Source organism: Priestia sp. 3CA3 (genome assembly GCF_056836725.1).
The window spans coordinates 69115-94330 of record NZ_JBXENJ010000002.1 but is presented as its reverse complement, the minus strand read 5'-3'; the positions used below and the strand labels follow the sequence as shown (position 1 = coordinate 94330).

The following is a 25216-nucleotide window of genomic DNA, read 5'->3' as shown; positions in this document are numbered from 1 at the left end:
TTATATACTCACATTTAAGGTAAAGGAAACGATTCATAAAAGCAACCTATTTACTACAAAGCAAGAAGGAATATAGGAATTTATAATGAATATTTATAGGTTACCTGAAAATTATGGGAATAAAAATCCTAACATGAAGCCGTTCTATAAAGCAGCTCGCTCCGAGTACACTGAATGCGCTGAGTCAGCTATAAACAGCTGCCTTCTCTTCAATCAGCTTTATTTCTTAAAAAGGTAAGGTGATGAGATGAAAAGAGTACTGGTAATGGGCGTTTCTCCAGGAGTAGGAAAGTCTACATTTGCCAAGAAATTAGGGGAAAAGCTTGATCTAGAAGTATATCATTTAGACAGCCTGTATTGGCAGCCTGGCTGGACGGAAAGAGACAATGATAGCTTTAGAGAATTGCAGGAGCACATTGTAAAAAAAGACAGCTGGATTATCGACGGGAACTATAGCAATTCGTATGACGTGCGAGTGAAGCGTGCAGATACCATTATTTATTTAGAGCTGCCGCTAATCGTTTGTGTGTACCGAGTAATAAAGCGGAGAATCGTATATGCAAGAAAAACGCGTGAAGATATGGCAAAAGGATGCCCTGAAAAAGTAGATTGGTCATTTTTTACGTTTATTCTTACTACGTATCGAGAACGGAAAAAAAAGATGAGAAACCGGTTTAAAAAGCTTAAAAATGATGAGGATTACAAGGTTTTTATGCTGATGAACAGAAAGGACATCGAGAACTATATACAAAACCTATAGGTGGAGTAGAGCTGAATTTTGAACAAAAACAGCCACGTAACAAGTTCGCTTGTTACATGGCTTTATTGAAAAAATAATCATTCTTGCGTAATCTTCAGCATTCCTTTTTTATCTAACGCAACTGCTAGAGAATGATTAACCTTCACCGTTAATGGATGAACTTCAGAGTCTCGGTCCGAAAAAAACCACCGTCTTTTAGGCGCCCCTACAAGAAAAAACGCACTGTCGCTTCCTAAAAAGTTAAAGTTCTCGTTTAATGGCCTGTTATTGCGCACGGTGATACCGGAGTTAATAAGCTGTGTCCCTACAGAGTGGACATGAGGAGTTGTCAAGTTGATTTCTCCTATGCTTAAAAGCGACTTAGAAGAAAAGGGGTCCTTGGATGACGGGCAGTCCGAATGTCTTGAAATGTATTCAACAATATTATGAGCAGGGTCTTCAAAATAAAACGAATGAGCATCAAACGCTTCAAAATAAATCTCATCTTTCTTCTCTTCCGTATTGAGTATGACTCTCTGAGTAGCCCATTGCTTTGCTTCCATAAACCGGTTTGCTGGAACATTAAAAGCAAAATGGTAAAAGGGCTTTGTATGTAGAGAACTTTCTTTAAAGGTTAGCTCACTTTCACCAACCTTTATGGAAAAAGAACGCGGTGAAGCGGCGGTTAATGGAAAATCGAGAGAATTTACATAAAAATCCTTCATTGTGTCCAATAAGTGGGTGTACAGGACAGCTTGATTAATGATCATAAACCATTCCTCCTCGTTTAAGCGTTGTTTAAAATGGTATTACACCAATTTTTCGCTCTCTTTTTGATTACTGCTTTTCCAGTAAAGCTGAAAAGAGCCTTTATGCTCAGAGCCTACAAAATTAATACGATATCTCCTCGTTTTTTCGGGTGTTACATAAAGAGAGTTATTAGTCATTTCAAAAAATCGTGTCTGTTTTGGATCTTCTACGTACAGGGACAGGTCTCCGCTTTTGGTGTTTTTAGATAGCGTAAAAGCGTAGGTTACGCCTTTTTTGAGTTTAATGCTCCGGGAGTAGCGGCCCGTAAAGCTGTCGTATTCGCCAAAGAAAACCTCACTTCGTTCTTTTTTTATTTTGCCTCCTATAATTTGATTTTCCTGACCGTTAAAGTTAATAAGTAAAAAAGCGATAAGAACAATAAGAAAACTATATTTAAACATAAAAACCTCCATCTACTAAATTATAGATAGTTTTGGATTTCGTCAAATAGTGTTATAGTTTAAAAGGGAAAAATTAACAAAAAAGTGAATTATCTTTTTACATGTTACGTCTAACAGGCATGGCAGCATTAATCAAGCATTCTATCGAAATAGACAAGACACCTGCTGAACGGAGAGGAGATACATGAGAATTATCAGGCTAACGTATCTTATGGAGCATGATATAAAAGAGCTGTTAATAGAAAGCCAGGAGGAAGGCTTTTTCTTTCTTACCAAGCTAGTAGCGGAGTATAAAAACGGGCAAAATGTATTTAACAAAACAGGCGAAAGCTTGTGGGGAGTTTACGGTGAAAAAAACAAATTAATTGGCGTAGCCGGCCTTAATCAAAATCCTTACAGCCAGTATGCTAACGCTGGAAGAGTAAGGAGGTTTTATGTTTCAGCTCAGTTTCGCAGAAAGGGTATAGGCAAACGACTTTTAAAAGAAATTATTCACTATGCCGAGAATTATTATGACAGTCTCGTTCTCTATACAGACACGGACGAAGCGAAGTTATTTTATGAACGAAACGGTTTTAAACGCGTATACAATCAGCATAAAATCACTCATGAATATAAACTAAAAAGAGCCTAGCTGCTTTTTATGTGGATTTGGATATTAAAAGTTGTAATTTTATTAATTTAAAAATAAACAAAAGGAATGATTTGAGGGATGAAAAAACTAACAAAGAGTCTTTATTTTAACGTTGCTTTATTTATGCTAGCAGGAATAGTATTAGCAGGGTGTGGTGGCAATAGGGATGAAGAATCCACAGCCGTTTCTTCAAAAAACAGTTCATCTTTAAAATCAACAGAAGAAGCTACAAGCGAACCGGATGGAAGCTCCTCAACCAGTGAATCAAAGCAATCAGGCAAAGCTGTTGATCACAATTCCAGTAGCACCTCATCTGAAAACAGTAATTCAAATGTTATCAACAGGAAAGACAAAGAAACACTATCCGACTATTCTAGTAATCAAATTGAATATGCTCGAATTTGGTTGCAACTTGGACCAAACCAAGAGATAGATGAGCTAAATGTTCGCCACATTTCAGCTGGAGAACCAGTTAATATTTATGACGATACTAGTGCTAGCTATCCAAAAGGTGTTGTTACATTAGAGGGTTCTCGTTCTGTTGATGGTTCAGTGACTTATAGTAGTAACGGGAATGGCACAATTAACGTTTACAACGTTCCTTCACATTGGTCCAGTTCTGCTCAGGTAGATAAGAACTTTATGAAAAATTACACAGAGGATATTATTCGAAATGCAAAGCTGGTTCACGTTGACCCAGGTGAGGATAAAAAAATCATAGAATTAATCAACATACTAAAAGTTCATTAATCAAAACAACGGGCGTTTAATTCAATTAGGACATTAAAATAATATACGAATAACGCTCAGAAAAAACCTGAGCGTTATTCGTTACCATGCATCAACCGAACCCGTTACTCTCGTTAGTTTGCTTTTTTAAGTTTAAGAGCTGTTTTAGGAGCAGGGCTTTTTTTGACAATATATAAACCGCTAAAAATAATAAGTCCTCCAAGTAGCTGCATAGCATTGATGGTCTCTCCAATGGCTACAGCAGCAAAAACAACGGCAAACAAAGGAATAACATACATATAAACCATTACTTTTGTAGAGCCAATTTTTCCAATTCCTACATACCACATCACCAGCCCGTACACCGTCACGAACAAAACAGAGTATGCCAGAGAGCTCCAGCTGCCTATATCTGTTGGCCAGATAAGCGTTTGATAGGTGAAAAGACAGTAGACAGTAAGCGGAATAGCTCCGATTAAAGCAGACCAGGCAGTCACGCGCAAAGCAGAATATTTTACGACTAAAGGTTTTGCTAAAATCGGGTACCAGCCCCAAGCAATGGCTGCCACAATCCCCATGATGTTTCCGAACCATGCAAGCTGCGACAGCGCATGACTAGAGTGACCAAACAGTAGTACAAATGCAGCCCCGAAAAAAGCAAGCACAGAGCCTAGCTGTGTTTTTAACGAAAAAGCTTCATGCTTATATAAGATAGCTAGGATTCCTGTGAAAATAGGAGACATGGAAATAAGTAAAGAAGCATTTGTAGCTGTCGTATACTTAACAGATACCATAAACAGCGTTTGATAGAGCGTAACGCCTACTATGCTGACCGCTATTAAACGTCCCCAGTCTTTTTTTTCGATCCGAATGCCTCGCTCTACTATTCCTGTAATAAGTATAAGAATAGGAGCAACCATTATAAAACGCAGCGCGCTAAATTGGATAGAAGACATATGAGCAACTCCAAATTTTCCGATTGTATAATTGGCTCCCCAAATTAACGCAACGGATAATAATATCCATTCCAGCCAGCCTTTTTTCATGTCATCACCTCGGGTAAATATATAAATTAAATAAGTGCGGATATCCTTAGTTACAAAGTATACAGGAAGAAATTATGTAAAAGGCCAGCCAATTCAGGTATTTTTATCTCATCCACTTGTTTATAATACAAACAAAAACGCAGCTGCAATGGCTGCGTTCATGACTGTTATCCACATTGTTCTGTCTCATCTAATCGCACAAGTTCGACTTTAAAAGCATGATCAATCGGTCGAATTTCACAGTATCCTGAATCATATACGTGAATCAGTACAAAGCGTTTTCCTTTATATAGCACTTCTTTGTAGGCTGTCACGAGATACACCCTTTCTTTTCATAAGTTTGTTTTTCATTCTATGAACAAAAAACGACGTAATTGCCTAATATAAAAAGAATTTTTAAGGTTGATAAAATTGCTTGGCAAAACAAGTTCGCTTATACTGTACTGTGATTCTATTTACGTATAGGTTCTGATTAAGAACAGCTTTAGCATATGGATAACGAAACAAAACAGTAGTACATAAGGAGCAGCACATGGATATTAACTATTTATATACATTTAAAGAAGTAGCGAAGTGGGGGAGCTATACACGAACGGGCGAGGAATTAGGGTATGCTCAGTCAAGCGTTACCACTCATATAAAAAAATTAGAAGATCATTACGGTCAAAAACTATTTGAACGAACAGGACAAAAAATGAAGCTGACTCAGCCTGGTGAAGAATTGCTTTATTATGTGAATCAAGTAACCGAGTTATTAAATGAAGCAAAAGAGCGCCTTACTACGAATGAAGATGCTAGAGGAACAGTTTCAATAGGAACCGTGGAGTCGCTGGCCGCTTATTTTATTACACCGTATATTCGTGAATTAAAAAAGCAGCACCCTTCTCTAAAGATTATGCTAGAAGCGGGTTTATGTCCAAATTTAACACAAGGAATTATTGACGGAAAGTATGACGTAGCCGTTTTGCTTGATCGCCTTCAAACATCTTCAAGCTTAGAAGTGATTCCTATTCGAAAAGAAAAGATGGTTATGATTGCTTCGCCTTCGCATTTTTTTAGTGAAAAAAACAACGTTGTAATGGAAGAGTTTGAAGGTGAAACCATCATTTTAACCGAGAGTGGCTGCCCTTATCGTACTCTTTTAGAAGAGATGATGCGCAGCAGGGGTATTCATATGCAATCGGTGATTTCATTTAGCAGTCTTGAAGCAATTAAACAGTGCGTAGCGGATAATTTAGGTATTGCTCTTGTGCCAGAAATAGCGGTAAAACAAGAGATTGAAAATGGAAAACTGATTAAAGTTCCGTTTGACCACGAAGAATTTTATCTTTATTCACAGCTCATATTTAAAAAGAAAAAATGGCTGACGGCACCTATTCAACAATTTATTTCACTTGTTCAAGAAGGTTATCAAAAATATTGATAATAGATATAGAGAATCTTCAATAATGATGAAGTTGTTTTCGTGCTACACTTTTTATAAAACATGAAACTAGAGGTGTAGAACATGAATATATTTTTGCAGCACAATCCTACAAAATTATACTTTGGGAAAAATCAAATTACGAAGCTATCGCAAGAGCTTGCTTCTTATCATAAAAAAGTAAACGTTCTGTTAGTATACGGAGGAGGAAGCATCAAACGAAATGGCGTATACGACGAAGTGAAAGCTGAACTTCAGTCTATTAACGCGGTTGTTCACGAGCTGTCTGGTGTAGAACCGAATCCTCGTTTGACTACGGTTGCTAAAGGCGTTGACATATGTAAAAAAGAAAACATTGATTTTCTCTTAGCCGTTGGGGGAGGAAGTGTGATCGATTGTACAAAAGCTATTGCAGCTGGAGCCGTGTATGAAGGAAATACATGGGACTTAATTACACGTAAAGAAGAGATTACAGGTGCTCTTCCTTTTGGAACGGTCTTAACACTTGCAGCAACAGGATCTGAAATGAATTCAACTTCTGTTATTACAAATTGGGAAACAAAAGAAAAGCTAGGTTGGACGTCTTCTCACGTATTTCCCGTCTTTTCTATCTTAGATCCGGCGTACACGTTTTCAGTGCCGCGCGACCAAACAGTCTATGGAATTGTTGACAGTATGTCGCATGCGCTTGAACACTATTTTCATCGCACGGAAAACACGCCGATGATCGACGGCTTTATTGAATCTTTACTAAGAACGGCTGTAAAAGAAGGTCCTAAGCTTCTTAAAGACCTGACTTCTTATAAGTATCGTGAAACGATGATGTATATCAGCACGACGGCATTTAACGGAAGCTTAGCAAACGGAACAGACGGAGGAGACTGGGCTACTCATCGTATTGAACATGCTCTGTCGGCCGTATATGATATTCCCCATGGAGGCGGTCTTGCTATCTTGTTCCCTAACTGGCTGGAGCATGTACTAAAAGAAGATCCTTCTCGTGTAAAACAATTGGCTGTAAACGTCTTTGGCATTGATCCAGCAGGAAAAAGCGATGAAGAAACGGCAATGGAAGGAGCAAAAGCGCTTCGCACTTTCTGGAATGACTTAGGAGCTCCGAACAGCTTGCGTGACTATGATATTGATGATTCTGAATTTGATTCAATTGTTGAAAAGACCTTTGTAAAACCAGGTGTTGGAACTTATAAAGAGCTTGATCATGCAAGCGTTAGAGATATTCTAGAAAGATCCAAATAAAAAAGACGAGCTGCCTGCTCGTCTTTTTTATATGTACTCAATAATCCATTAGAAAGTAAAGAAAAAGAAAAAAGCACAGCAAGATGCCTCCTGCTCCTACCGCTATTTCCGAAAAGCCTTGAATAAACGTACTTTTAGGACTACCTCCGTCGTTTTGCAGATGAAATACACGTTTTCTTTTGCGTTCATGTACGATCACCAACGAGCCAAAAGCAACCGATAATAATGTAGAGAGCGGCACCACAATTAAAAACAGCTTAATAGAATACGCCCAGTACGATATATAGAGCGTATAATACATTGCTCCAGTACTTAAGGCAAAGAGTAGTAAAGAAAATAAAAACCACTTCGTAAAACGGTTTTTGCTCATGTATGGTTCACTTCCTTTTATCAGGCGCGTCTTATGATGTAGAAATAAAACACGTCTATCATTTTACCAAAACTTTTTAATACATTCTATTTTAGCGGAAAAATAGGGTTTGTAAGTTTCTTAAAAGTGGTATAGTTCCTAAGAACTATTCATGTGTACATACAAAAAACTGATGATAAATGAGGGAGAAGATGAGCTATGGGGTGCGACGCGTGTCTGCCAATTAGGACAGGATATACGGTTTCTTTTCAGAAATCCAGCGATGTGAAGAAATTGGAAAAATACTTTAAAGATATTTCTCAAAGCCAATGGAAGACTCTTGGAGAAGATATGGTCTGGATGAGGGAAGATATCTTTTGGAGTTTTATGGATTATGTTCATCAGCATCTAGACCCTCGGCATGTGCGGGCTGTAGAAGCCAAGCAGCGGAGCCCGTTTGAAAACCTGCGGCGTATGGAGCCAATCACCGTTTTTCAAAAACTGAAAGATGCCTTGTGGATTGATGAGCTGATTGAAGACAAGCGAATTTGCTCATATTATCAGCCGATTGTATCGATTGATCACGAACGCGTGCATATCGTTGGGCACGAAATTTTATCAAGAGGATTAGAAGAAGACGGAAGTATTATACCGCCTTTTAAAATGTTTGAAGCTGCTCAAATAAGAAATAAAACCTTCGCTCTTGACCGAGCCTGCCGCTTAGAAGCTGTAAAAAATGCTAGTATTATTGATCGTCAGCTGATTTTTATTAACTTTATTCCTACAGCAATATATAATCCCGAGCATTGCTTAGCATCTACATTTGCGTTAATTCAAGAATTGAATATAAAGCCCGAGCAAATTGTATTTGAAGTGATTGAAACCGAGGATGTTCAAGATATTGAGCATTTGAAAAACATTTTGAATTATTATCGCTCCCACGGATTTAAATATGCGCTAGATGACGTAGGAGTTGGCTATAATACGCTGAATCGGCTTTTAGAAGTGGAGCCTGACGTCGTGAAATTGGCATTTGAATTCACAAACGGAGTCAGTAAGAATGAGAAACAGAAAAAAGTGGCTCAAGAGATGTTAGCTATAACCCATAGAATGGGGGCGCAGGCTCTTGCAGAAGGTGTAGAAACAGAAGAAGATTTAAAATGCCTGATAGAGATGGGTTATGATTTGTTTCAAGGGTATTATTTTGCAAAGCCTCATCCTACTCCGGTAAAAGAGATTCATTCTATTTACGCTTAGCAGCGAAAAGCAGAAGAATAGAAGCTTCTGCTTTTTGTATGACTAAAGGTAAGAATATTTTAAAAATAAACAATTCACTTTCATTTTGCTAAACAGTTTACAGAGAAAGGGAAGTGCTATAAGATGATAAATATTAATTCTTAGTATTTCTATCAGAAAAGGAGTGGATGATGTGGCACAAACGTTGCACTCATCATATAAATCAAAGCCTACTACTGTTGTAACAGAATTAAGTCCTATGCAAAAGCCGTTATTTGCAGGAGGGGTTATAGCAGCGGTTATTTTACTTCTAGCGATTGTGCTAACAACTAACTGGACGCAAGGTGTTTTATTTATGATTGGTCTAGCGCTAGGGATGACGCTTTTATACGCACGTTTTGGCTTTACATCAGCATTTCGCCGCCTTGTATCTGTCGGCAATGTTCAAGGCTTGCAAGCGCATATGCTTATGCTTGCAATTGCTTCAACGCTATTTGCTATTATTTTAAGTACAGGCTTTAGTTTTACAGGGGTAACGCCAAAGGGATATGTCTCACCTGTAGGAGTAAGCGTGATAGTTGGTTCGTTTATGTTTGGAATTGGCATGCAGTTAGGAAATGGATGTGCCTCAGGGACGCTGTATTCGTTAGGTGGCGGCTCTTCTTCCATGATTTTAACGCTTTTAGCCTTTATTGTAGGTTCTATGTTTGGGGCGTATCATTTGCCATTTTGGCAAAAACAACCTTCGCTTCCCCCTATCTCATTAGCTGAATCGACAGGTCTTGGTTATTTTGGAGCTTGGATTGTACAGCTTATCGCGTTCGCAGCGATTTACTGGATTACGATTCAAATTGCTAAAAAGAAAAATCCGCCTATGATGAAACAGCTTCCTACTACAAAAGGGTGGAAAAAGATTATTCGCGGCTCTTGGCCTCTATTCACAGCAGCGATTGTGCTGGCCGTATTAAATGCATTGACGCTTGCTGTAAGAGGAAACCCTTGGGGAATCACTTCTGCTTTTGCATTATGGGGCGGAAAAGCCATGATGGCAGCTGGGATAGATGTATCGAGCTGGGGATTTTTCCAAGGTGCAAATGGAGAAGCGCTAACGCAAAGTGTGCTAGCAGATTCTACCAGCGTGTTAAACTTTGGGATTATATTAGGTGCCTTCATTTCAGCGACGGCGCAGGGGACGTTCAAACCAGGAAAGATTAAGCCCGGAGTTGCAGGTGCAGCTGTTGTTGGCGGCCTTTTAATGGGGTATGGTGCGCGTCTTGCTTTTGGCTGTAACATCGGCGCTTACTTTGGCGGCATTGCTTCATTTAGTCTTCACGGATGGGTATGGATGGTGATGGCAATGCTTGGCACAGGCTTAGCACTATTTATCCGACCGATATTTGGACTCAAAAACCCTAAATCTAATGATTCGATTTGTTAAGTTTAGATAAAACCTTCTTTGCATGGGCAAAGGAGGTTTTTTATTTTAGATGATGTTTGAAAATCTCTATATTTTTGTAAATTCCTTGACGTTTATCAAAGATAATCAGTTTTCTTCATAACGCTTGTATTAAAAAAACCTCTTGTTCTAACCCAAAAAGAAGATAGTAATTTCCTTTTTTTATAAAAATTTCACTTATTTTGCCGATATAACAGGAAGATTGTATGTATTTGGCGAAATGTACATTAAACACCATGTCCAAACACAGTTATTAAAACGTAAAAAGGGGTTTTAACGTTACATGAACAAGTATTTAAAAAAAGCTGTTATTTATGGAAGTTTGTGTTTTTTACTGGGAGCGTGCGGAGGAGCAGGAGAACAAACATCTTCTGAACCGCAGAAAAAAGAAGAAACAGTAAAGTCTAAAGAAGAAGCGAGTAAAAAAGAGAAAAAAGACGCAATCAATACAACCATTAAAGTTAGCGCAGCAGGAGATTTTACCTTAGGAAACGATGAAAGCTTTGGGTACGATTCTACTTTTAACGACGTAGCAGCAAGAAATGGCCTGCCGTATTTTACGCAAAATGTAAAATCGATCTTTGAGCAAGATGACTTAACAACGGTTAATTTAGAAACAACGCTGACAACTGCGACGGAAAAAGCAAGTAAAACATTTCGTTTTAAAGGTGATCCTTCGTTTGTAAATATTTTAAAACAAGGAAGTATTGAAACCGTTAACTTGGCTAATAATCATACGCATGATTATTTACAGCAAGGATATGATGATACACGAGAAAACTTAAAGAAAAGCGGAATAGGCTATTTTGGCTATGAAGATACATATATTACAACGGTAAAGGGAGTCAAAGTAGGATTGCTTGGATATCCGGGCTGGGATGACACAAAAGAAGTAAGAAGTCAGATTAAAGACGGAATTAAGTCTTTAAAAGAAAAAGGCGCTAAAATTATTATTGTGCATTTCCACTGGGGATCTGAACGACACTATGTTCCTGATACAGCGCAGCAGGCACTGGCGAAGTATACAATTGATAACGGAGCAGATTTGATTTTAGGTCATCACCCTCACGTTGTTCAAGGAATTGAAGAATACAAAAATAAATTTATTGTCTATAGTTTAGGAAACTTTATGTTTGGCGGAAACAAAAATCCAAGTGATAAGGATACATTTGTATTTCAGCAGACGTTTACGATTAAAGATGGAAAGCTAACGACGAATAAAGACATCAATGTGATTCCATTCCGCATTTCTTCCACAACGGCGCGAAACGACTACCGACCTACGCCTTTAACAGGAGCAGAAAAGGATCGAGTGAAAAATAAACTGATTGATGTTTCCAATCAAATCAAACAGGAAAAGTGGACGGTCTACGATGAAGATAGTAAATGAAGCTCTCAGCACTGAGAGCTTTTTTTATAAAATAAAGCGATATACATCCAAATAAATAATATAATGTAAAAAAATAGATTAAAGGTGGAACTATGGTTAATATAGGTGATATTATTTTTCAAATTCTTATGCTGCTGATCCTGATAGGAATAGCAGGAGTAATAATTGCATTTATTATAGGCTTAAAAAGGTTGATTCAAAAGCAGGGGGCAAATGAAAAAAGGCTTCAGAGAATGGAACAAAAATTAGATGATATGCTGAAAAATAAAGAGTCATGACTATACAGAAGCACTGTTAACACATCAGTGCTTCTGAACTTGACATTTTATAAAAAAGCAGTAAGATATGTATACATCGTTTATATAGGGAGGAAGTTACATGGCAAAGTCAAAAGCAAAAAAAATGCGTGATAAAATGACGCGTGAAGGAAAACGAAATCCAGAATTAAACCGCAGCCTGTTTATATTTGCAGACATGGAAACGCGTAAAACCAAAACAAAGAAGGAAAAACTTCAGCATCAGCACACAAAACATAAAAAACGATTATCAGACGGAGCGTACAGTACCGGAGATGATCGTTTTTTTATTGCGCTTCATACATCTACAAAATGAAAAAAGAGCTTTTTGACTACCCATCTTCACTTTGCCTCAAACATTTTTACTGTAAACTTTCACAAAAAACCCTTATGATAGGAAAAGAAGGAGATGAACTAAGAATGCTTACGATTGAAAAAGTACCTAAAAGCCAAGCGGGCGTTTTGCAAAATTTGTATTCTCTTTATCTCCATGATTTATCTGCGTATACACCTTCTTTAGATATTCGCGAAGATGGAGCTTTTCATTTTGAAGAGCTGCCCTTGTTTTGGAAAGTAGAAGGCCTCTCGCCATACTTTATTAAAGTAGATGATAAGCTGACGGGCTTTTTTTTACTTCTTGAACAGCCCGCACTTCAGCAAGAAGCGGATTACTGCATCAATGATTTTTTTATCTTAAACAAATACCGAAAGCAGGGTATTGCTTCTGAAACGGTAAAAGACATTTTCTCTCATCGAAAAGGAACGTATATGATTATTGAGCTTGCAGGCAATAAGCGGGCTATTTCATTTTGGAAACATATTTATGAAAGCTTACATATTTCCTTTCAAGAAAAGAAAATTGAACTTGACGGAGAGCCAACTCTTATTCAAACGTTTAGCGTGTAAAACCTTTCTGGAAAACAGAAGGGTTTTTTTATTTGAACTAAATATTAACAATTTTCAACAAATTATGTATAATTAAAGATGCTTGTCGACATTTATTCACAGGAGTATTCCTGTAAAGGAGGAGTAAAATGAAAGCGTTATCTAATTTCTTCACGGCGCTTGTTCAGCGCTTTTTACCTGATCCGTTTGTATTTGCTTTAATCCTGACGCTGATTTTATTTGTATCAGGTATTGTTTTTACTCCTCACGGGCCGATTGAGATGGTTCAGTTTTGGGGAAGCGGCTTTTGGAACCTTCTTGCATTTGCGATGCAAATGAGCTTAGTGCTTGTCACAGGGCATGCGCTTGCTAGCTCGCCGCTTGTAAAGAAGTGGCTTGTAAACATAGCACTGTTAGCCAAAACTCCGGCGCAAGGGGTTATTCTGGTCACGCTAGGCGCAGCCATGGCTTGTATGATTAACTGGGGGTTTGGCTTAATTGTAGGTGCGCTGTTTGCGAAAGAAGTAGCGAAACGCGTGCCGGGATCTGATTATCGGTTTTTAATTGCCTGTGCTTACATAGGGTTTTTAACATGGCACGGAGGCTTGTCAGGTTCGATTCCTCTTGTCGCTGCTACACCTGGAAACCCAATGGAAAAAACGGCTGGACTTATTCCACTCTCAGACACAATTTTTACAGGCTACAACTTATTTATTACCCTCGGATTGTTGATTGTCCTGCCTATTATGACAAGACTGATGATGCCGACGGGAAAAGAAGTGGTAGAAATCGATCCAAGACTATTGGCAGAAGATGAAATGGCGCCGGCTACAGTTGTTGAGACAACTTCTTCTAAGCCAACATTTGCTGTACGCATGGAGAACAGCAGGTTTTTAAGTCTAACAATTGCACTTCTTGGGTATTCATATTTAATTTATTATTTTGCTACAAACGGTTTTAAAATGGATATCAACACAGTGAATTTATTGTTTTTTACGACGGGTATTTTACTTCACCGCACGCCTTTATCCTATATGAATGCCGTTTCCAATGCTGCGAAAGGAACCGCTGGGATTGTGATTCAGTTTCCATTCTACGCAGGTATTCAAGGCATGATGGAGCTATCAGGCTTAGGCGGGAAGCTAACGAACGCATTTATCTCGATTTCAAATGAAACGACATTTCCGTTTCTTGCGTTTTTAAGTTCTGGCGTTGTGAACTTTTTTGTTCCGTCAGGAGGAGGACACTGGGTTGTACAAGGCCCTTTTATTATGCCGGCAGCTGAACAGCTCGGCGTAGATCCGGGAGTCGCTGCGATGGCCATTGCTTACGGAGAAGCATGGATGAATATGGCGCAGCCGTTTTGGGCACTACCTGCACTAGCTATCGCAGGGCTCGGAGCACGCGATATAATGGGCTACTGCGTGACGACCTTAATTGTATCAGGCTTTATTTTTGCTATAGGACTAACGTTTTTTTAATACGAAAAGGTCAGCCGAAAAGCTGACCTTTTTTCATTACTTTTTTCTTTCCCAAGCGTATCTATCTACTTTATAAACCAACTTCGCGCGCACTCCAGTCCCAAAATTCTTCTGCAAGCCGTTCATTTTTTGCTCTTGAAGAAGGAGGAGTCACGCGTTTTTTATAAAAATAAGCGCCGCTAATATGCGTCACTTCAGGACTGTCAGCTAAATAAATAGCTGTTTCGGCACCTTGAAGAGGTGTTAAAAAGAAAGGGCGAAGCACGACGTGAATGCTTTTTCCAAAACCTGTTTGACGATTAACGCCGATAGCGGTAGAAACGGCTCCGGGGTGAAGGCAATTTACGGTTACAGAGGTGTCTTTTAACTTTTTACTTAAATGAACCGTAAATAAGTTATTTGCTAATTTAGACTGAGAGTATCCTCGCCATATTCCGAATCCTGTTGTTAAGTGAGGGTTGTTGAGGTCTATTTTCCCCGCTTTATGAGCACCGGATCCAACGTTTATAATGCGTCCCTGTTGAGATTTTTTCAGCGGATCTAAAAGTAAATTAGTTAATAAAAAGTGACCCAAATGATTGACACCAAGCATCATTTCAAATCCGTCTTGTGTTGTTTCCCGCTTAATTGTCACGACGCCCGCGTTATTAATCAGCACATCAAGTACACTGTAGCGAGACGTAAAGTCTTCACTGAAAGCCCGGATACTGTCAAGAGAACCTAGGTCACAGGTCATAAGAGATATGGAATCCGATCCGCTTTGGCGTTTCGCTTCTTCTAAAGCGGCATTTCCTCTTTCTTCATTTCGGCATACCATAATGACTTCGAATCCTTTTTTAGCTAGTTCAATCGTTGTGGCCAGCCCCATTCCTGAATTGGCACCTGTAATTAGCGCTCGTTTTGCTGTCATGAGTATGTTCCTCCCAACTACATCTTTTTTCTAGTGTATAAGATAAGAAGATATGTCGTCCACTTCTAGCTTTTTCTTATATTTCTTTCATGCTTTAGAAAAGTATGTAAAATGTGCACAGGGGAGAAAATGTTGCACAAAGGTCAATATTTTACACCCTACTCGTCAATTAAAGCGGTTTCATAAAAAGCGGATTTCGCTAAAATAAGACATAGGGAGGTGCTAGTAAGATGAATAGCCAAAGTAAATTACAGGAGACAGAATATGTTCCTTTAGAGCAAGAACTTAAAAGAGAACCATCAGTTAATACGAAAAAACGTAAAAATTTGAAAAATGCAGGTTTATTTGCTCTATTTGTAGGGCCCGCACTTTTAGCGTTTTGCGTGATTGTACTTATACCATTTTTTACAGGGATTTATTATTCATTTACAGACTGGAACGGAGTAAACGGCACGATTAACTGGGTGGGGCTTGATAACTTCAAGTACTTGTTCACCGAAGATAAGCAGTTTCAGCAGTCGTTTTGGATCACAACAAAATATACGGTCGTTGCGATTATCTTAACGAATGTGGTTGGGTTCGTGTTAGCAATCCTTGTTACTCAAATGTTAAAAACACGAAATATTTTACGTACGGTTTTCTTTATGCCGAATTTAATTGGCGGACTTTTACTAGGATTTGTATGGCAGTTCATTTTCGTAAAAGGATTTGCATCTATCGGACAAATCACGGGAATCTCGCTTTTTGAACTTCCTTGGTTGGGAGACGCAAAAACAGCATTTTGGGGCATCGTGATTGTAAGTGTATGGCAAGGAGCAGGTTATATCATGCTTATTTACACAGCAGCACTGCAAAACGTACCGCAAGAGCTGATTGAAGCAGCAAAAATTGACGGAGCAAGCAGATGGCAAATTCTTCGTCACATTACAATTCCAATGGTAGCGCCGGCAGTAACGGTTTGTTTATTCTTAACGATTTCATGGTCATTTAAAGTATTTGATGTCAACTTATCATTAACAAACGGTGGTCCATTCAAATCAACAGAAATGTTAGCGCTTAACATTTATACAGAAGCATTTGTGAATAACAGATACGGTCTAGGTGAAGCAAAAGCCTTAATTTTCTTCATCGTCGTAGCAGCGATTACGATTATTCAAGTAACATACACGAAGAAGAAGGAGGTTGAATCGTAATGGGAAACAAATATACGAGCAAAACCTTTATTGTTGAAATTTTAGCGGTCCTGCTTGGACTGGTGTTCTTGGTTCCCTTTTATTACGTGCTTTCAAACTCACTGAAGTCATTTGCAGAAATTTTATCAAACACATCGGCACTGCCAACAACGATTCAGTTTCAAAACTTTGTTAATGCATTTAACCAAATGAACTACTTAAAAGTGCTTAGCAACTCGCTGATCATTACAGTCATCAGTAACGCAGTTCTAGTCATCTTCTGTTCAATGGCAGCTTACATGCTGGTTCGAACAAAGAAAAAAATCAGCAGCATTATCTTTATGGCATTCGTAGCGGCAATGGTTATTCCATTTCAATCCATCATGATTCCACTTGTAAAAGTAGCAGGAAACTTAAATCTGTTAAACAGCATTTGGGGTATTGTGATCATGTACTTAGGCTTCGGTTCAGGTATGACGATTTTCTTATACCACGGATTTATTAAAGGAATTCCAGTTGAGCTAGAAGAAGCGGCAATCATCGACGGATGCTCACGTCTAGGCGTATTCTGGAGAATTGTATTCCCGTTATTAAAGCCAATTACAGTGACTGTCGTCATCTTAAACAGCCTATGGATTTGGAATGACTTCTTACTTCCGTCTCTTGTTTTGCAAGATCCTGAGCTAAGAACGATTCCGCTTGCGACATTCTTCTTCTTTGGTCAGTATACAAAGCAGTGGGATTTAGCACTAGCAGCACTTGTAATCAGTATTATCCCGCTATTAATCTTCTTCTTTGCAATGCAAAAACACATTGTTAAAGGAATTACAAGCGGTTCAATTAAATAATAGTGTCGGCAACAGGGCTGGTTTTGAGGCTGAGGCGTCAAAACCAGCAGCAAATAGGGAGGAACGGAAAATGGCATTTAAAATGAAAAAATGGCCTTTAGCAGCAGGTGTTTTATCGGCTACGCTTTTATTTTCAACCGCGTGTTCAAACGAAAGCGCATCGGGTAATAAAAAAAGCGGCGGAGATCAAGTAGTAGTGGATGTATTCCAAGGAAAAGTAGAAATCGCTGATCAGCTAAAAGCTCTAACTGATCAATACACAAAAGAACATCCAAACGTAAAGTTTAATATCCAAACGGTTGGTGGAGGAGCTGACGGTGCAGCTGCTTTAAAAGCGCAGTTTGCGTCGGGGAATGCACCTGACCTTTTCACAAACGGCGGATATCAAGAGGCAAAAACGTGGAAAAATAAATTAGAAGATTTATCCGATCAGCCTTGGATTGATGACGCGTACGAAAACACACTTACACCAATGACGATGGACGGTAAAGTATATGGACAGCCAATTAGTCTTGAAGGCTACGGATTTACATATAACAAGAAACTGTTCAAAAAAGCAGGCATCAAAGAACTGCCAAAAACATATTCAGAATTAGAAGCAGCGGCTAAAAAGCTGAAAGCTGCCGGTATTACGCCATTTTCTATCGGCTACGGCGAGTGGTGGGTGCTTGGAAACCACGGCTTAAATATTCCATTTGCTAGTCAAAAAGATCCGGATGCATTTATTAAAGGGTTAAATGACGGCAGTACAAAAATTGCAGGAAACGAGCAGTTCAAACAGTATGTGAAGCTGCTTGATTTAACGGTAAAATACGGAAACAAAAATCCGTTAACGACGGACTATAACACGCAAGTAACGAAGTTTGCGAACGGTGAAGCAGCGATGATTCAGCAAGGAAACTGGATTCAGCCAATGCTTGATAAAATTACGCCGAACATGGATGTAGGTATTCTGCCTATGCCGCTAAGCGATGATGCAGCTGTAGCTGACAAGCTTGCAATCGACGTTCCAAGCAACTGGGTTATTCACAAACAAGCACCAGCGGCAGATAAAAAAGCAGCAAAAGACTTCTTAAACTGGATGGTCACATCTAAAGAAGGCCAAAAAGCGCTAGTAGAAGACTTTAAGTACATTCCAGCCTTTAAATCAATTGAAGCAAAAGACATTGGACCTTTAGGTGAAGAACTTCTTAAATATTCTAAAGAGCAAAAAACGCTTCCTTGGGAATGGACAAAATTCCCTGAAGGCGTAACGCAAAAATTTGGAGCGGATGTACAAGAATACATCGGCGGCCAAACGTCTGAAGATGAGCTGTTAAAATCATTAGATAAAAGATGGGCTGAATTGAAGTAATGGAAAAGACAACCTTTGGGTTGTCTTTTTTTGTGGAATCAAAGATATGATATTTTTGTATCTTTATCCTTTTTATAGAAATTAATTGTGTATAAAAGGTTAGATATTCCTATTTAGATAGGTTAGCTGAAACTTTATAATGGATAATATAGGGAAAAATTAGATTAAATACAAAAAGTTTGATGGTTTTCTAATTACAGTGATAAAAGAGGGAATTTAATGGGTAAAGTGTATGAAGCAAGTTCGCTACTTGCTTATGCAAAAGAGCGTGTAAGTACATATAAAAAGTTTAATGAAGAACTAGGTGAACTGAAAAAAGCATTACAAGGTGTAGCAAACTTAGATACCGAATTTCAAGGGAAAGGTGCAGACCAAATTAAAAAATTTTATCAAATGCAGGTAGACGTGGTTGGCTATTGGGAAGCATTAGTTTCTGCTAACTACGCCTATTTTTCTGTATTATCAGAACACGCACACGAAGAAAAGTTAGATGGTCATACGATTGTTGATGTATCTTTTTTAGAACATGAACTCGAAGTAGCTAATAATCAGTCAACACAAATGATTGAAGCACAACATAAAGATTTGAAAGATATCTTGAACGATATACATGATATTTTGCCGTTGGACGCTTTTTCAACAAAGGATGTTCAATCGAAGCTAAAGAGCGCAGATAAAAAGAGGACTAGTACCATTACTGCAGTAGAAAAACTAGATTATAATTGGTCTACTGAATATGCAAGTTTAGATGAAAATTATCAATCTGTAAAAAGCAGTGTTGATGAGCTAGAAGCGTTAACTTCTCAAGGAAGTGGAGCTTATCAAGTTGTTTTTGACACTAAAGCCTATCATAATAGTGAAAAATACAAAGTACAGCAAAAAATTAGCCAAAATACAAAAAGTTATTTAAAAGCAAAAAAAGAAGAAAAAACATACTATGAAAATAAAAGACAAGCAGAAATTGAAGCAAATAAACCATGGTATGAAAAAACATGGGAAGTCGTTTCAACCTTTACAGGAGAAGCGACTGGATATTATGATTATAAGCGAGCAACCGAAGGTGTAGATCCTGTGACGGGTAAAAAGCTCTCTGCCACTCAGCGAGCAACTGCAGCGGCAATGGCTGCAGCTGGTTTTATTCCAGTAGTAGGATGGATTGGTAAAGGAGCAAAAGGAGCAAAAGGTGTATATAAAGCTGGTAAAGGAATGAATACGGCTCACGATGCACTGCTTGCATATAAAAATCCTAAATCGTTTCATGTTCTTCAGAACACCGAAAAAGGTCTTTACGGACTTGTAGGTACGAATGGGACGTACGAATATGTAACAGGAAAAGATGTACTTGGAAATAAGCTAGATGAAGATGAGCGTAAAAGCGCGTTAATAGGAGCATTTGGAGGGCTATTTGGAAGCGGAGCTGGTGCAGTAATTACTCAGAAAGTCGCCAAAGATACGAAAGAAGCCATTAAAGGAGCAAAAGTGCTAGGTGAACAAGCAAAGCATACGTTTAAAGAAACCTCTAATTTAGCCAATACTACAGGCGTTCAAAGACACTTAGCATTTGCTGGAGAAAGTGCAGTGTCTGAGTCAAGCTTATATTCCAAGTCTTCATCTCATCTAGAAAACAATATTTATAAAACTACTTCTGATTGGAATGTACCACCGAAAGGTAATGGAAGAGGCTCTCAATCTTCAAAAAGTCTTGAGGCTGTTAACTCAGAAACTAGATCTGCTGAAACTTTATCAAAGAACTTAGATATTATTAACAAACTAGAGTTTAATCAAGCTAGTAAGGCCAAATTAGCAGCGGCTGTAAAAGAGGGTTTAGTTGACCCAGCAAGTTGGAAAGGTAGCTTAGTAGCTCCTAGTAAAGATGTTACACACCTAACTAACCGGGAGCTTCAAGCGATTAATTTACGTTTAAGCAAAGAAAAAATATTAAAGATAATACCGGTAAAACGTAAGGTGAATGCTGATAGAATTCAGCGATTAAGGTTAATGGCTGCTAAAAAAGCAGAACAATACGCTAATCAAGTGAGGAAAAATCAAGCTTGGACTCTTCAGAAAACACATAGTAAATCCAAACAAGATTCTGTAATACTAAGCGATGAATTAAAGAATGCCGGTATTATACGGCCGAAAAATTCTCAAGCTCATCATATCGTTCCTGTAAACGATGGAGGGATGAGAGAGTATTTAGAGAAATATGGTATAGATATTAATTCTGCTGCTAACGGAGTTTTTATAACCGCAAAAGAGTTTAAATTTTGGCCAGGACAAGTTGTCCACCATTTGTATGGAGATTATTGGCTAACTGGAAAGAGTTTTTGGGGGCATGGGAAAGCTTATAAAAAACATTTGGATGTAGAATTGCGTCGAATTGATAGCTTGAATATTTCACCTTTAATGAAAAAAGATTTAATTTTAGAGTTATTAGAGGATACCAGAGAAGGTTTATTTACCGGAAGAATAGACTTTTTATATAAAAATTAAAACAGAGGTGATTTTATGAAAATATGGCAAATGTATTGCACCGAAGAAGCTGTTCAACTGACAGCAAAGAATAAACAAAAGAATGAAGATTTTTTTGATAGGGGACTTATGGGAGAGTCTCTTCAGCACAGCTGGGAATCTATTGTAATGGAAACTTTTCAAGAAGGAGAGTATAAGGACTATATAACATATAAAGGGCGTTCGAATCCCCCTATTTTCTCACAAAAGGCTACTCAGCATTTAGACCGTTATTTAACAGACAGTGCTGAAATACTACCGGTAGTTCATAATGATGATAATTATTATGCAATTAATATTACAAATATTTTAGAATGTATTGATTATGAAAATTCGATACCTAATAAGTTTGGTGGTTTTGAACAAATAGCATTTATAGAAAACGAATTGAAAAAGAGTCATATTTTCCGTACAAAATCAACCAAGCATCGTTTCGGAGATTTCCCAATAATCTCTCAAGAAATTTATGTATCAGATGACGTACGCGATTATATCCTTCAAAGTGATTTAACCGGTTTTACTTTCTATGAAGTATGGTCATCACAAGAAGAAGAAGCATCAGTTGAAGAGGTAAATCCATTTGTTCGGGAATCACTCGATGAGGATGTGGAAGCTCACTTACAAGCACATTATGGGCCCATTATCCGCCGTGTCGAAGCAGAATCAGCTGAGGTGACAGAGGCAGGTTTTTATGAAATGGCTCCTACAGAATCAGTACCGTTTTATACGGTCGCAACACATGGCTATAGTACGCTTCGCTTGCCGACACCCCCTGGATTAGACAGCGCGTACGTTGAACTGGTGATGCATGCAGATCAAGATCCGTTTGAAGATGAAAAGTACAGCTGGATTCCACAAGTCATGCATCAAGTAGGAAGCTTTGCGGTAAACCATATGAATTGGATTGGTCAGTGGATGGTGTTTCCAAATCAAGAGCTGGATCGCTACGTGGATACTTATGAACGAACGTTAGCAGGTGAAAAGGTGAAGCTGCCTTTACACGTTCAACCGTATTCACCAGAAAGCAGCTTTTGTGGTGTTATGGTCGTGCCGCCTCTGCCGCAGTGCCAAGAGGCATTTATGATGCCGTATCTTGAAAACGGAAAAGAAACCCACGGAGAGTGGCCAGTCTATTTCCATACGCTTCTCCCTTTGTACGAAGAAGAAATGGAGTACTATTTCCAGCATGGACAAGAAGCGTTGCTAGAAAAGATGATGGAAAATGGCATCGAACACTTATTTAACTTACATAGACCTAATACGTTTAAGGAAAAAAGAAAAGGCTTTTTCGGCAGATTTAATAAGTGATAAATAAAAAGAGGCTGGGACAAAAGTATGTTAGACGAAGTGAAAAACGAACCATTTATCAACCATGTTGATGAGTGGTTCGTTTTTTTGTTAGGGTAAACGTAGGTTTCACCTGTTTAGATTCTTCTAGCCGTTGATTGGAGGGCAAGACGAAGACTCCTGCGGGAAAAGCGGAACAGATGAGACCCCGCAGGAGCGTAAGCGACGAGGAGGCTCAGCGTCCGCCCGCGGAAAGCGAAGTCTTGCACGGAAATCAACGGCGGTGTCTCAAGCGGTTCAGCTCATGTCTCTCATTTGTTCGTCTTTAGATTGGATTCAACTCGTTATGTCCTAGCCTCTTTTTATTTTGCTTCTTCTTACAAAAAGGGAGAAAGCGCGCTCCTTTCTGTGTGATTACTTAACTTCTTGGCCAAAGCATAACCGCTACGCCAATCAGACACACAAGTCCGCCAATCCAATCGTATGTATCGGGCATTTTTTTATCAACCCACCATGCCCAAAACAGGCTTAAAACAATAAAAATACCGCCGTAAGCTGCATATACACGTCCAAAGTCGGGGAACGACTGCCACGTAGCAATGACGCCGTACAGCACCAAAGCAATACCGCCCAGAAGTCCTAACCAGCTTGATGCTCCTTCGCGCAGCCACTGCCAAATCAAATAGCCTCCGCCAATTTCAGCAAGACCTGCTAAGATAAAAAGAAAAATCGCTTTAATCATAACCTATACTCCTTATATCATCATTTCGTCTCTTTATTCTATCTTACTTTTTTCGTTTGATGAACCATTCGTTTGCTTTAAATAAGTACACTGGAAAGCATTCCTTTATCAATTTGTCTTCAAACCTGCTAAACTATTAATAGTATGAGTTTATATAAAATGTTTGTACGAGTACAAAGAGCTATGTAATGACTGCTGCTTAGCGTACTTTTACAAGTAGAAGTTAGAAGGAAATTGACTATTTAAAAGAATAAGACGTTTAACAGTATAAAAAAGCAAAAAGAATGCAGATATAGGGGTTTGGTAAAATGAGTTTAGATCATAAAGTAATACGCATTGAGCTGCCTACGCCATTTCCAATTGGACCAGTGAATGTGTTTTTATTAAAAGCAGACAAGTTAACGTTAATTGATGCAGGGATGAAAACCGAAGAAGCGTGGAATGTTTTTAAAGAGGCGCTTCGTAAAGAAGGATATAAAGTAACAGATATTGAACAAGTGATTCTTACTCATCAGCATCCGGATCACACTGGATTTTTAGAATGGATGCCGAGTGATATACCGGTTTATGGTCATAAGCTTGTGGAGCCTTGGATTTATCAAGATGAAGAGTTTGTTCAGCAGCATAGCGAGCTATATCGTAATTTCCTTATGGAGTTTGGAGTCAGTGATGATGTAATGGAAGAATGGCTTCGTAAAGCAACGGCTGCAATTCAAGTATATTCACCTAAAGGGCAGAAGCTAGCAGGGTATTTGAAAGAAGGAGATACACTTCCGCATGCGAGTGATTGGGAAGTGATTGAAACGCCGGGACATTCCTTGAGTCAGCTGATGTTTTACAATCGAAAAGAAAAAGTCGCGTTTGGCGGAGATCATATTTTGCCAAAAGTACCGTCAAATCCATATTTAGAGCCAACCATTCAAAATCCTAAGCCAACGCCGCTATTGGACTACTTGGCGTCTCTTGAAAAAACGTTAAACTACGACATTGATTTGATCTACAGCGGACATGGTGAACCGCTTAGTGACATTCATTCTTTAATTATGGAACGTATTCAAAAGCAGCATAAATGGGCGCTGCGCGTGTTACAAGCGATGGGGGAAGGAAAGAAAACAACGCTTGAAGTCAGCGCTGCATTTTTCCCGGATATGTATCAAAAAGCACCTGACTTTATTTTCTCAGAAGTGTACGGCCAGCTTACGTATTTAGAGAAAGAAGGATACGTTGAATTAACAAAAAATAAAGACGGCGTCTTGCTGTGGGAAGCTGAACGTGTGCTTGCTCCTCAGTCATAACATAAAAAAACCAGCTTCTATAAAGAAGCTGGTTTTTATGCTTATAGTGAATGCAAGCGCTCAATGCGTTTTTCAAGCGGCGGGTGAGTAGAGAATAAGCGTGAGAATTTTTCTTTGCCGCTAATTTTAAAAGCGGCAATTGATTTTTGGCGGTCATCTACTAATGAAGTAGTATGACGAAGCGATTCTAACGCATAAATCATTTTTTCTTTACCACCGAGTTTAGCTGCAAGCTCATCGGCTTTGAATTCACGTCTTCTTGAATGCCAGAAGATAATTGGGCTGCTTAAGATACTAAAGAGAATCTCAAATACAATCGATGTAAGGAAATAAACAACCATCGCAAACTCTTCTCGCACAAAGTTTGACACCGCTTTGGCTACTAAACGAGAGAAGAAAATAACGAATGTATTTAATACTCCTTGCAGAAGCGTAGTTGTGACCATATCACCGCTTTTAATATGAGCTATTTCGTGAGCGATAACGCCGCTGATCGCATCGCGGTCCATTCGTTCAAGCATTCCGCTTGAAACGGCAACAAGCGAGCGTCTTTTACTTGGCCCCGTTGCAAACGCGTTAACTTCGGCTGAGTGATAAATTCCGACCTGAGGCATTTTTCTTAATCCTGCCACAGATGCAAGTCGGTGCGTTTCTTCTAAAACAAATCGCTCGTATTCACCTTGAGGGGAACGTTCATCAATAACTTGAACACCCATCATCCACTTTGCCATTAAGCGTGACATCATAAGAGAAATAATCGCGCCGCTGAAGCCGGCAATGACGCTAAATGCCAGCAGGCCGCCGTAACCGCCGCTTCCCATATAGCTTTGAACACCTAATAAAGATGTAATCGTTGTGATTGTAATTAATACTAAAATATTAACGAAAATAAACAGTGAAATTCGTTTTAGCACAAGTCTTCCTCCTTTAACTAATACGTGCATGATAGGTATACGGTTAGTAGA

27 protein-coding genes are annotated in these 25216 nt (G+C 38.8%); 19 read left to right on the top strand and 8 right to left on the bottom strand.

The window, feature by feature from the left end:
- Positions 1 to 247 precede the first annotated feature (247 nt).
- Complete coding sequence (locus AC1VNJ_RS05280; protein WP_482640412.1) at positions 248 to 760, top strand: P-loop NTPase family protein; 513 nt, start codon at positions 248 to 250, stop codon at positions 758 to 760.
- 77 nt (positions 761 to 837) lie between these two features.
- On the opposite strand, the gene AC1VNJ_RS05275 is transcribed toward AC1VNJ_RS05280, so the two are convergent.
- Together AC1VNJ_RS05275 and AC1VNJ_RS05270 are read right to left on the bottom strand one after the other, a co-directional pair.
- Positions 838 to 1509, bottom strand: a complete 672-nt coding sequence (locus AC1VNJ_RS05275) for a glyoxalase (RefSeq protein WP_482640411.1) — start codon at positions 1507 to 1509, stop codon at positions 838 to 840.
- A gap of 39 nt (positions 1510 to 1548) precedes the next feature.
- Positions 1549 to 1950, bottom strand: a complete 402-nt coding sequence (locus AC1VNJ_RS05270) for a hypothetical protein (protein WP_482640410.1) — start codon at positions 1948 to 1950, stop codon at positions 1549 to 1551.
- 184 nt (positions 1951 to 2134) lie between these two features.
- Here AC1VNJ_RS05270 and AC1VNJ_RS05265 point away from each other — a divergent pair, with 184 nt between their 5' ends.
- Together AC1VNJ_RS05265 and AC1VNJ_RS05260 are read left to right on the top strand one after the other, a co-directional pair.
- The gene (locus tag AC1VNJ_RS05265) at positions 2135 to 2584 is read left to right on the top strand and encodes a GNAT family N-acetyltransferase (RefSeq protein WP_482640409.1); all 450 of its coding nucleotides are present in this window, start codon (positions 2135 to 2137) and stop codon (positions 2582 to 2584) included.
- A 78-nt stretch (positions 2585 to 2662) separates the two neighbouring features.
- Positions 2663 to 3334, top strand: a complete 672-nt coding sequence (locus AC1VNJ_RS05260) for a hypothetical protein (protein WP_482640408.1) — start codon at positions 2663 to 2665, stop codon at positions 3332 to 3334.
- A 113-nt stretch (positions 3335 to 3447) separates the two neighbouring features.
- Here the strand turns inward: AC1VNJ_RS05260 and AC1VNJ_RS05255 are convergent, their stop codons facing one another.
- Positions 3448 to 4359, bottom strand: coding sequence for a DMT family transporter (locus tag AC1VNJ_RS05255; RefSeq protein ID WP_482640407.1), 912 nt, complete (start codon positions 4357 to 4359; stop codon positions 3448 to 3450).
- Between the two features lie 167 nt (positions 4360 to 4526).
- The gene (locus tag AC1VNJ_RS05250; protein ID WP_196246099.1) at positions 4527 to 4673 is read right to left on the bottom strand and encodes a hypothetical protein; all 147 of its coding nucleotides are present in this window, start codon (positions 4671 to 4673) and stop codon (positions 4527 to 4529) included.
- A 218-nt stretch (positions 4674 to 4891) separates the two neighbouring features.
- Between AC1VNJ_RS05250 and AC1VNJ_RS05245 the strand changes: the two genes are divergently transcribed.
- Entirely contained in the window at positions 4892 to 5782 is an 891-nt protein-coding gene (locus AC1VNJ_RS05245; protein WP_482640406.1) for a LysR family transcriptional regulator, read from the top strand.
- 84 nt (positions 5783 to 5866) lie between these two features.
- Positions 5867 to 7039, top strand: a complete 1173-nt coding sequence (locus AC1VNJ_RS05240; RefSeq protein ID WP_482640405.1) for an iron-containing alcohol dehydrogenase — start codon at positions 5867 to 5869, stop codon at positions 7037 to 7039.
- Positions 7040 to 7076: 37 nt separating this feature from the next.
- Here AC1VNJ_RS05240 and AC1VNJ_RS05235 read toward each other — a convergent pair whose 3' ends face one another.
- Positions 7077 to 7409, bottom strand: a complete 333-nt coding sequence (locus tag AC1VNJ_RS05235; protein ID WP_482640404.1) for a hypothetical protein — start codon at positions 7407 to 7409, stop codon at positions 7077 to 7079.
- Positions 7410 to 7607: 198 nt separating this feature from the next.
- Here AC1VNJ_RS05235 and AC1VNJ_RS05230 point away from each other — a divergent pair, with 198 nt between their 5' ends.
- From AC1VNJ_RS05230 to AC1VNJ_RS05200, 7 genes are all read left to right on the top strand, one after another.
- Positions 7608 to 8645, top strand: coding sequence for an EAL domain-containing protein (locus AC1VNJ_RS05230; protein ID WP_482640403.1), 1038 nt, complete (start codon positions 7608 to 7610; stop codon positions 8643 to 8645).
- 172 nt (positions 8646 to 8817) lie between these two features.
- A complete protein-coding gene (locus AC1VNJ_RS05225; protein ID WP_050690499.1) occupies positions 8818 to 10062 on the top strand; it encodes a YeeE/YedE family protein in 1245 nt (414 codons plus the stop codon).
- A 301-nt stretch (positions 10063 to 10363) separates the two neighbouring features.
- The gene (locus AC1VNJ_RS05220) at positions 10364 to 11470 is read left to right on the top strand and encodes a CapA family protein (RefSeq protein ID WP_014459640.1); all 1107 of its coding nucleotides are present in this window, start codon (positions 10364 to 10366) and stop codon (positions 11468 to 11470) included.
- A gap of 92 nt (positions 11471 to 11562) precedes the next feature.
- Positions 11563 to 11748 (top strand): DUF4083 family protein, encoded by a 186-nt coding sequence (locus AC1VNJ_RS05215; RefSeq protein WP_013057499.1) that lies wholly within the window; start codon positions 11563 to 11565, stop codon positions 11746 to 11748.
- 100 nt (positions 11749 to 11848) lie between these two features.
- Positions 11849 to 12082: a hypothetical protein gene (locus AC1VNJ_RS05210; protein WP_028412944.1), complete on the top strand. Its 234-nt coding sequence runs from the start codon at positions 11849 to 11851 to the stop codon at positions 12080 to 12082.
- Between the two features lie 104 nt (positions 12083 to 12186).
- The gene (locus AC1VNJ_RS05205) at positions 12187 to 12672 is read left to right on the top strand and encodes a GNAT family N-acetyltransferase (protein WP_028412945.1); all 486 of its coding nucleotides are present in this window, start codon (positions 12187 to 12189) and stop codon (positions 12670 to 12672) included.
- A 128-nt stretch (positions 12673 to 12800) separates the two neighbouring features.
- Entirely contained in the window at positions 12801 to 14132 is a 1332-nt protein-coding gene (locus AC1VNJ_RS05200; protein WP_014459643.1) for a TIGR00366 family protein, read from the top strand.
- Between the two features lie 70 nt (positions 14133 to 14202).
- Here AC1VNJ_RS05200 and AC1VNJ_RS05195 read toward each other — a convergent pair whose 3' ends face one another.
- Positions 14203 to 15042 carry an SDR family oxidoreductase gene (locus AC1VNJ_RS05195; RefSeq protein ID WP_482640402.1) on the bottom strand — a complete coding sequence of 280 codons (840 nt, stop codon included), beginning with the start codon at positions 15040 to 15042 and terminating at the stop codon, positions 14203 to 14205.
- 230 nt (positions 15043 to 15272) lie between these two features.
- On the opposite strand from AC1VNJ_RS05195, the gene AC1VNJ_RS05190 reads away from it, so the two are divergent.
- The 6 genes from AC1VNJ_RS05190 (at position 15273) to AC1VNJ_RS05165 (ending at position 22569) form a co-directional block, all read left to right on the top strand.
- Positions 15273 to 16235, top strand: a complete 963-nt coding sequence (locus tag AC1VNJ_RS05190; protein WP_028412947.1) for a carbohydrate ABC transporter permease — start codon at positions 15273 to 15275, stop codon at positions 16233 to 16235.
- Positions 16235 to 17062 carry a carbohydrate ABC transporter permease gene (locus AC1VNJ_RS05185; protein ID WP_013057493.1) on the top strand — a complete coding sequence of 276 codons (828 nt, stop codon included), beginning with the start codon at positions 16235 to 16237 and terminating at the stop codon, positions 17060 to 17062. The genes AC1VNJ_RS05190 and AC1VNJ_RS05185 overlap by 1 nt, the downstream gene beginning before the upstream one ends.
- 70 nt (positions 17063 to 17132) lie before the next feature.
- A complete protein-coding gene (locus tag AC1VNJ_RS05180) occupies positions 17133 to 18416 on the top strand; it encodes an ABC transporter substrate-binding protein (RefSeq protein ID WP_050690493.1) in 1284 nt (427 codons plus the stop codon).
- A gap of 219 nt (positions 18417 to 18635) precedes the next feature.
- Complete coding sequence (locus tag AC1VNJ_RS05175; protein ID WP_482640401.1) at positions 18636 to 20909, top strand: T7SS effector LXG polymorphic toxin; 2274 nt, start codon at positions 18636 to 18638, stop codon at positions 20907 to 20909.
- A 15-nt stretch (positions 20910 to 20924) separates the two neighbouring features.
- A complete protein-coding gene (locus tag AC1VNJ_RS05170; protein ID WP_482640400.1) occupies positions 20925 to 22235 on the top strand; it encodes a suppressor of fused domain protein in 1311 nt (436 codons plus the stop codon).
- A 133-nt stretch (positions 22236 to 22368) separates the two neighbouring features.
- The gene (locus AC1VNJ_RS05165) at positions 22369 to 22569 is read left to right on the top strand and encodes a hypothetical protein (RefSeq protein ID WP_081213998.1); all 201 of its coding nucleotides are present in this window, start codon (positions 22369 to 22371) and stop codon (positions 22567 to 22569) included.
- 63 nt (positions 22570 to 22632) lie between these two features.
- On the opposite strand, the gene AC1VNJ_RS05160 is transcribed toward AC1VNJ_RS05165, so the two are convergent.
- Positions 22633 to 22956 carry a YnfA family protein gene (locus AC1VNJ_RS05160; protein ID WP_014459650.1) on the bottom strand — a complete coding sequence of 108 codons (324 nt, stop codon included), beginning with the start codon at positions 22954 to 22956 and terminating at the stop codon, positions 22633 to 22635.
- A 308-nt stretch (positions 22957 to 23264) separates the two neighbouring features.
- Between AC1VNJ_RS05160 and AC1VNJ_RS05155 the strand changes: the two genes are divergently transcribed.
- Positions 23265 to 24251 carry an MBL fold metallo-hydrolase gene (locus AC1VNJ_RS05155; RefSeq protein ID WP_482640399.1) on the top strand — a complete coding sequence of 329 codons (987 nt, stop codon included), beginning with the start codon at positions 23265 to 23267 and terminating at the stop codon, positions 24249 to 24251.
- A 41-nt stretch (positions 24252 to 24292) separates the two neighbouring features.
- On the opposite strand, the gene htpX is transcribed toward AC1VNJ_RS05155, so the two are convergent.
- A complete protein-coding gene (gene htpX, locus AC1VNJ_RS05150; protein WP_014459652.1) occupies positions 24293 to 25165 on the bottom strand; it encodes a protease HtpX in 873 nt (290 codons plus the stop codon).
- Positions 25166 to 25216 lie beyond the last annotated feature (51 nt).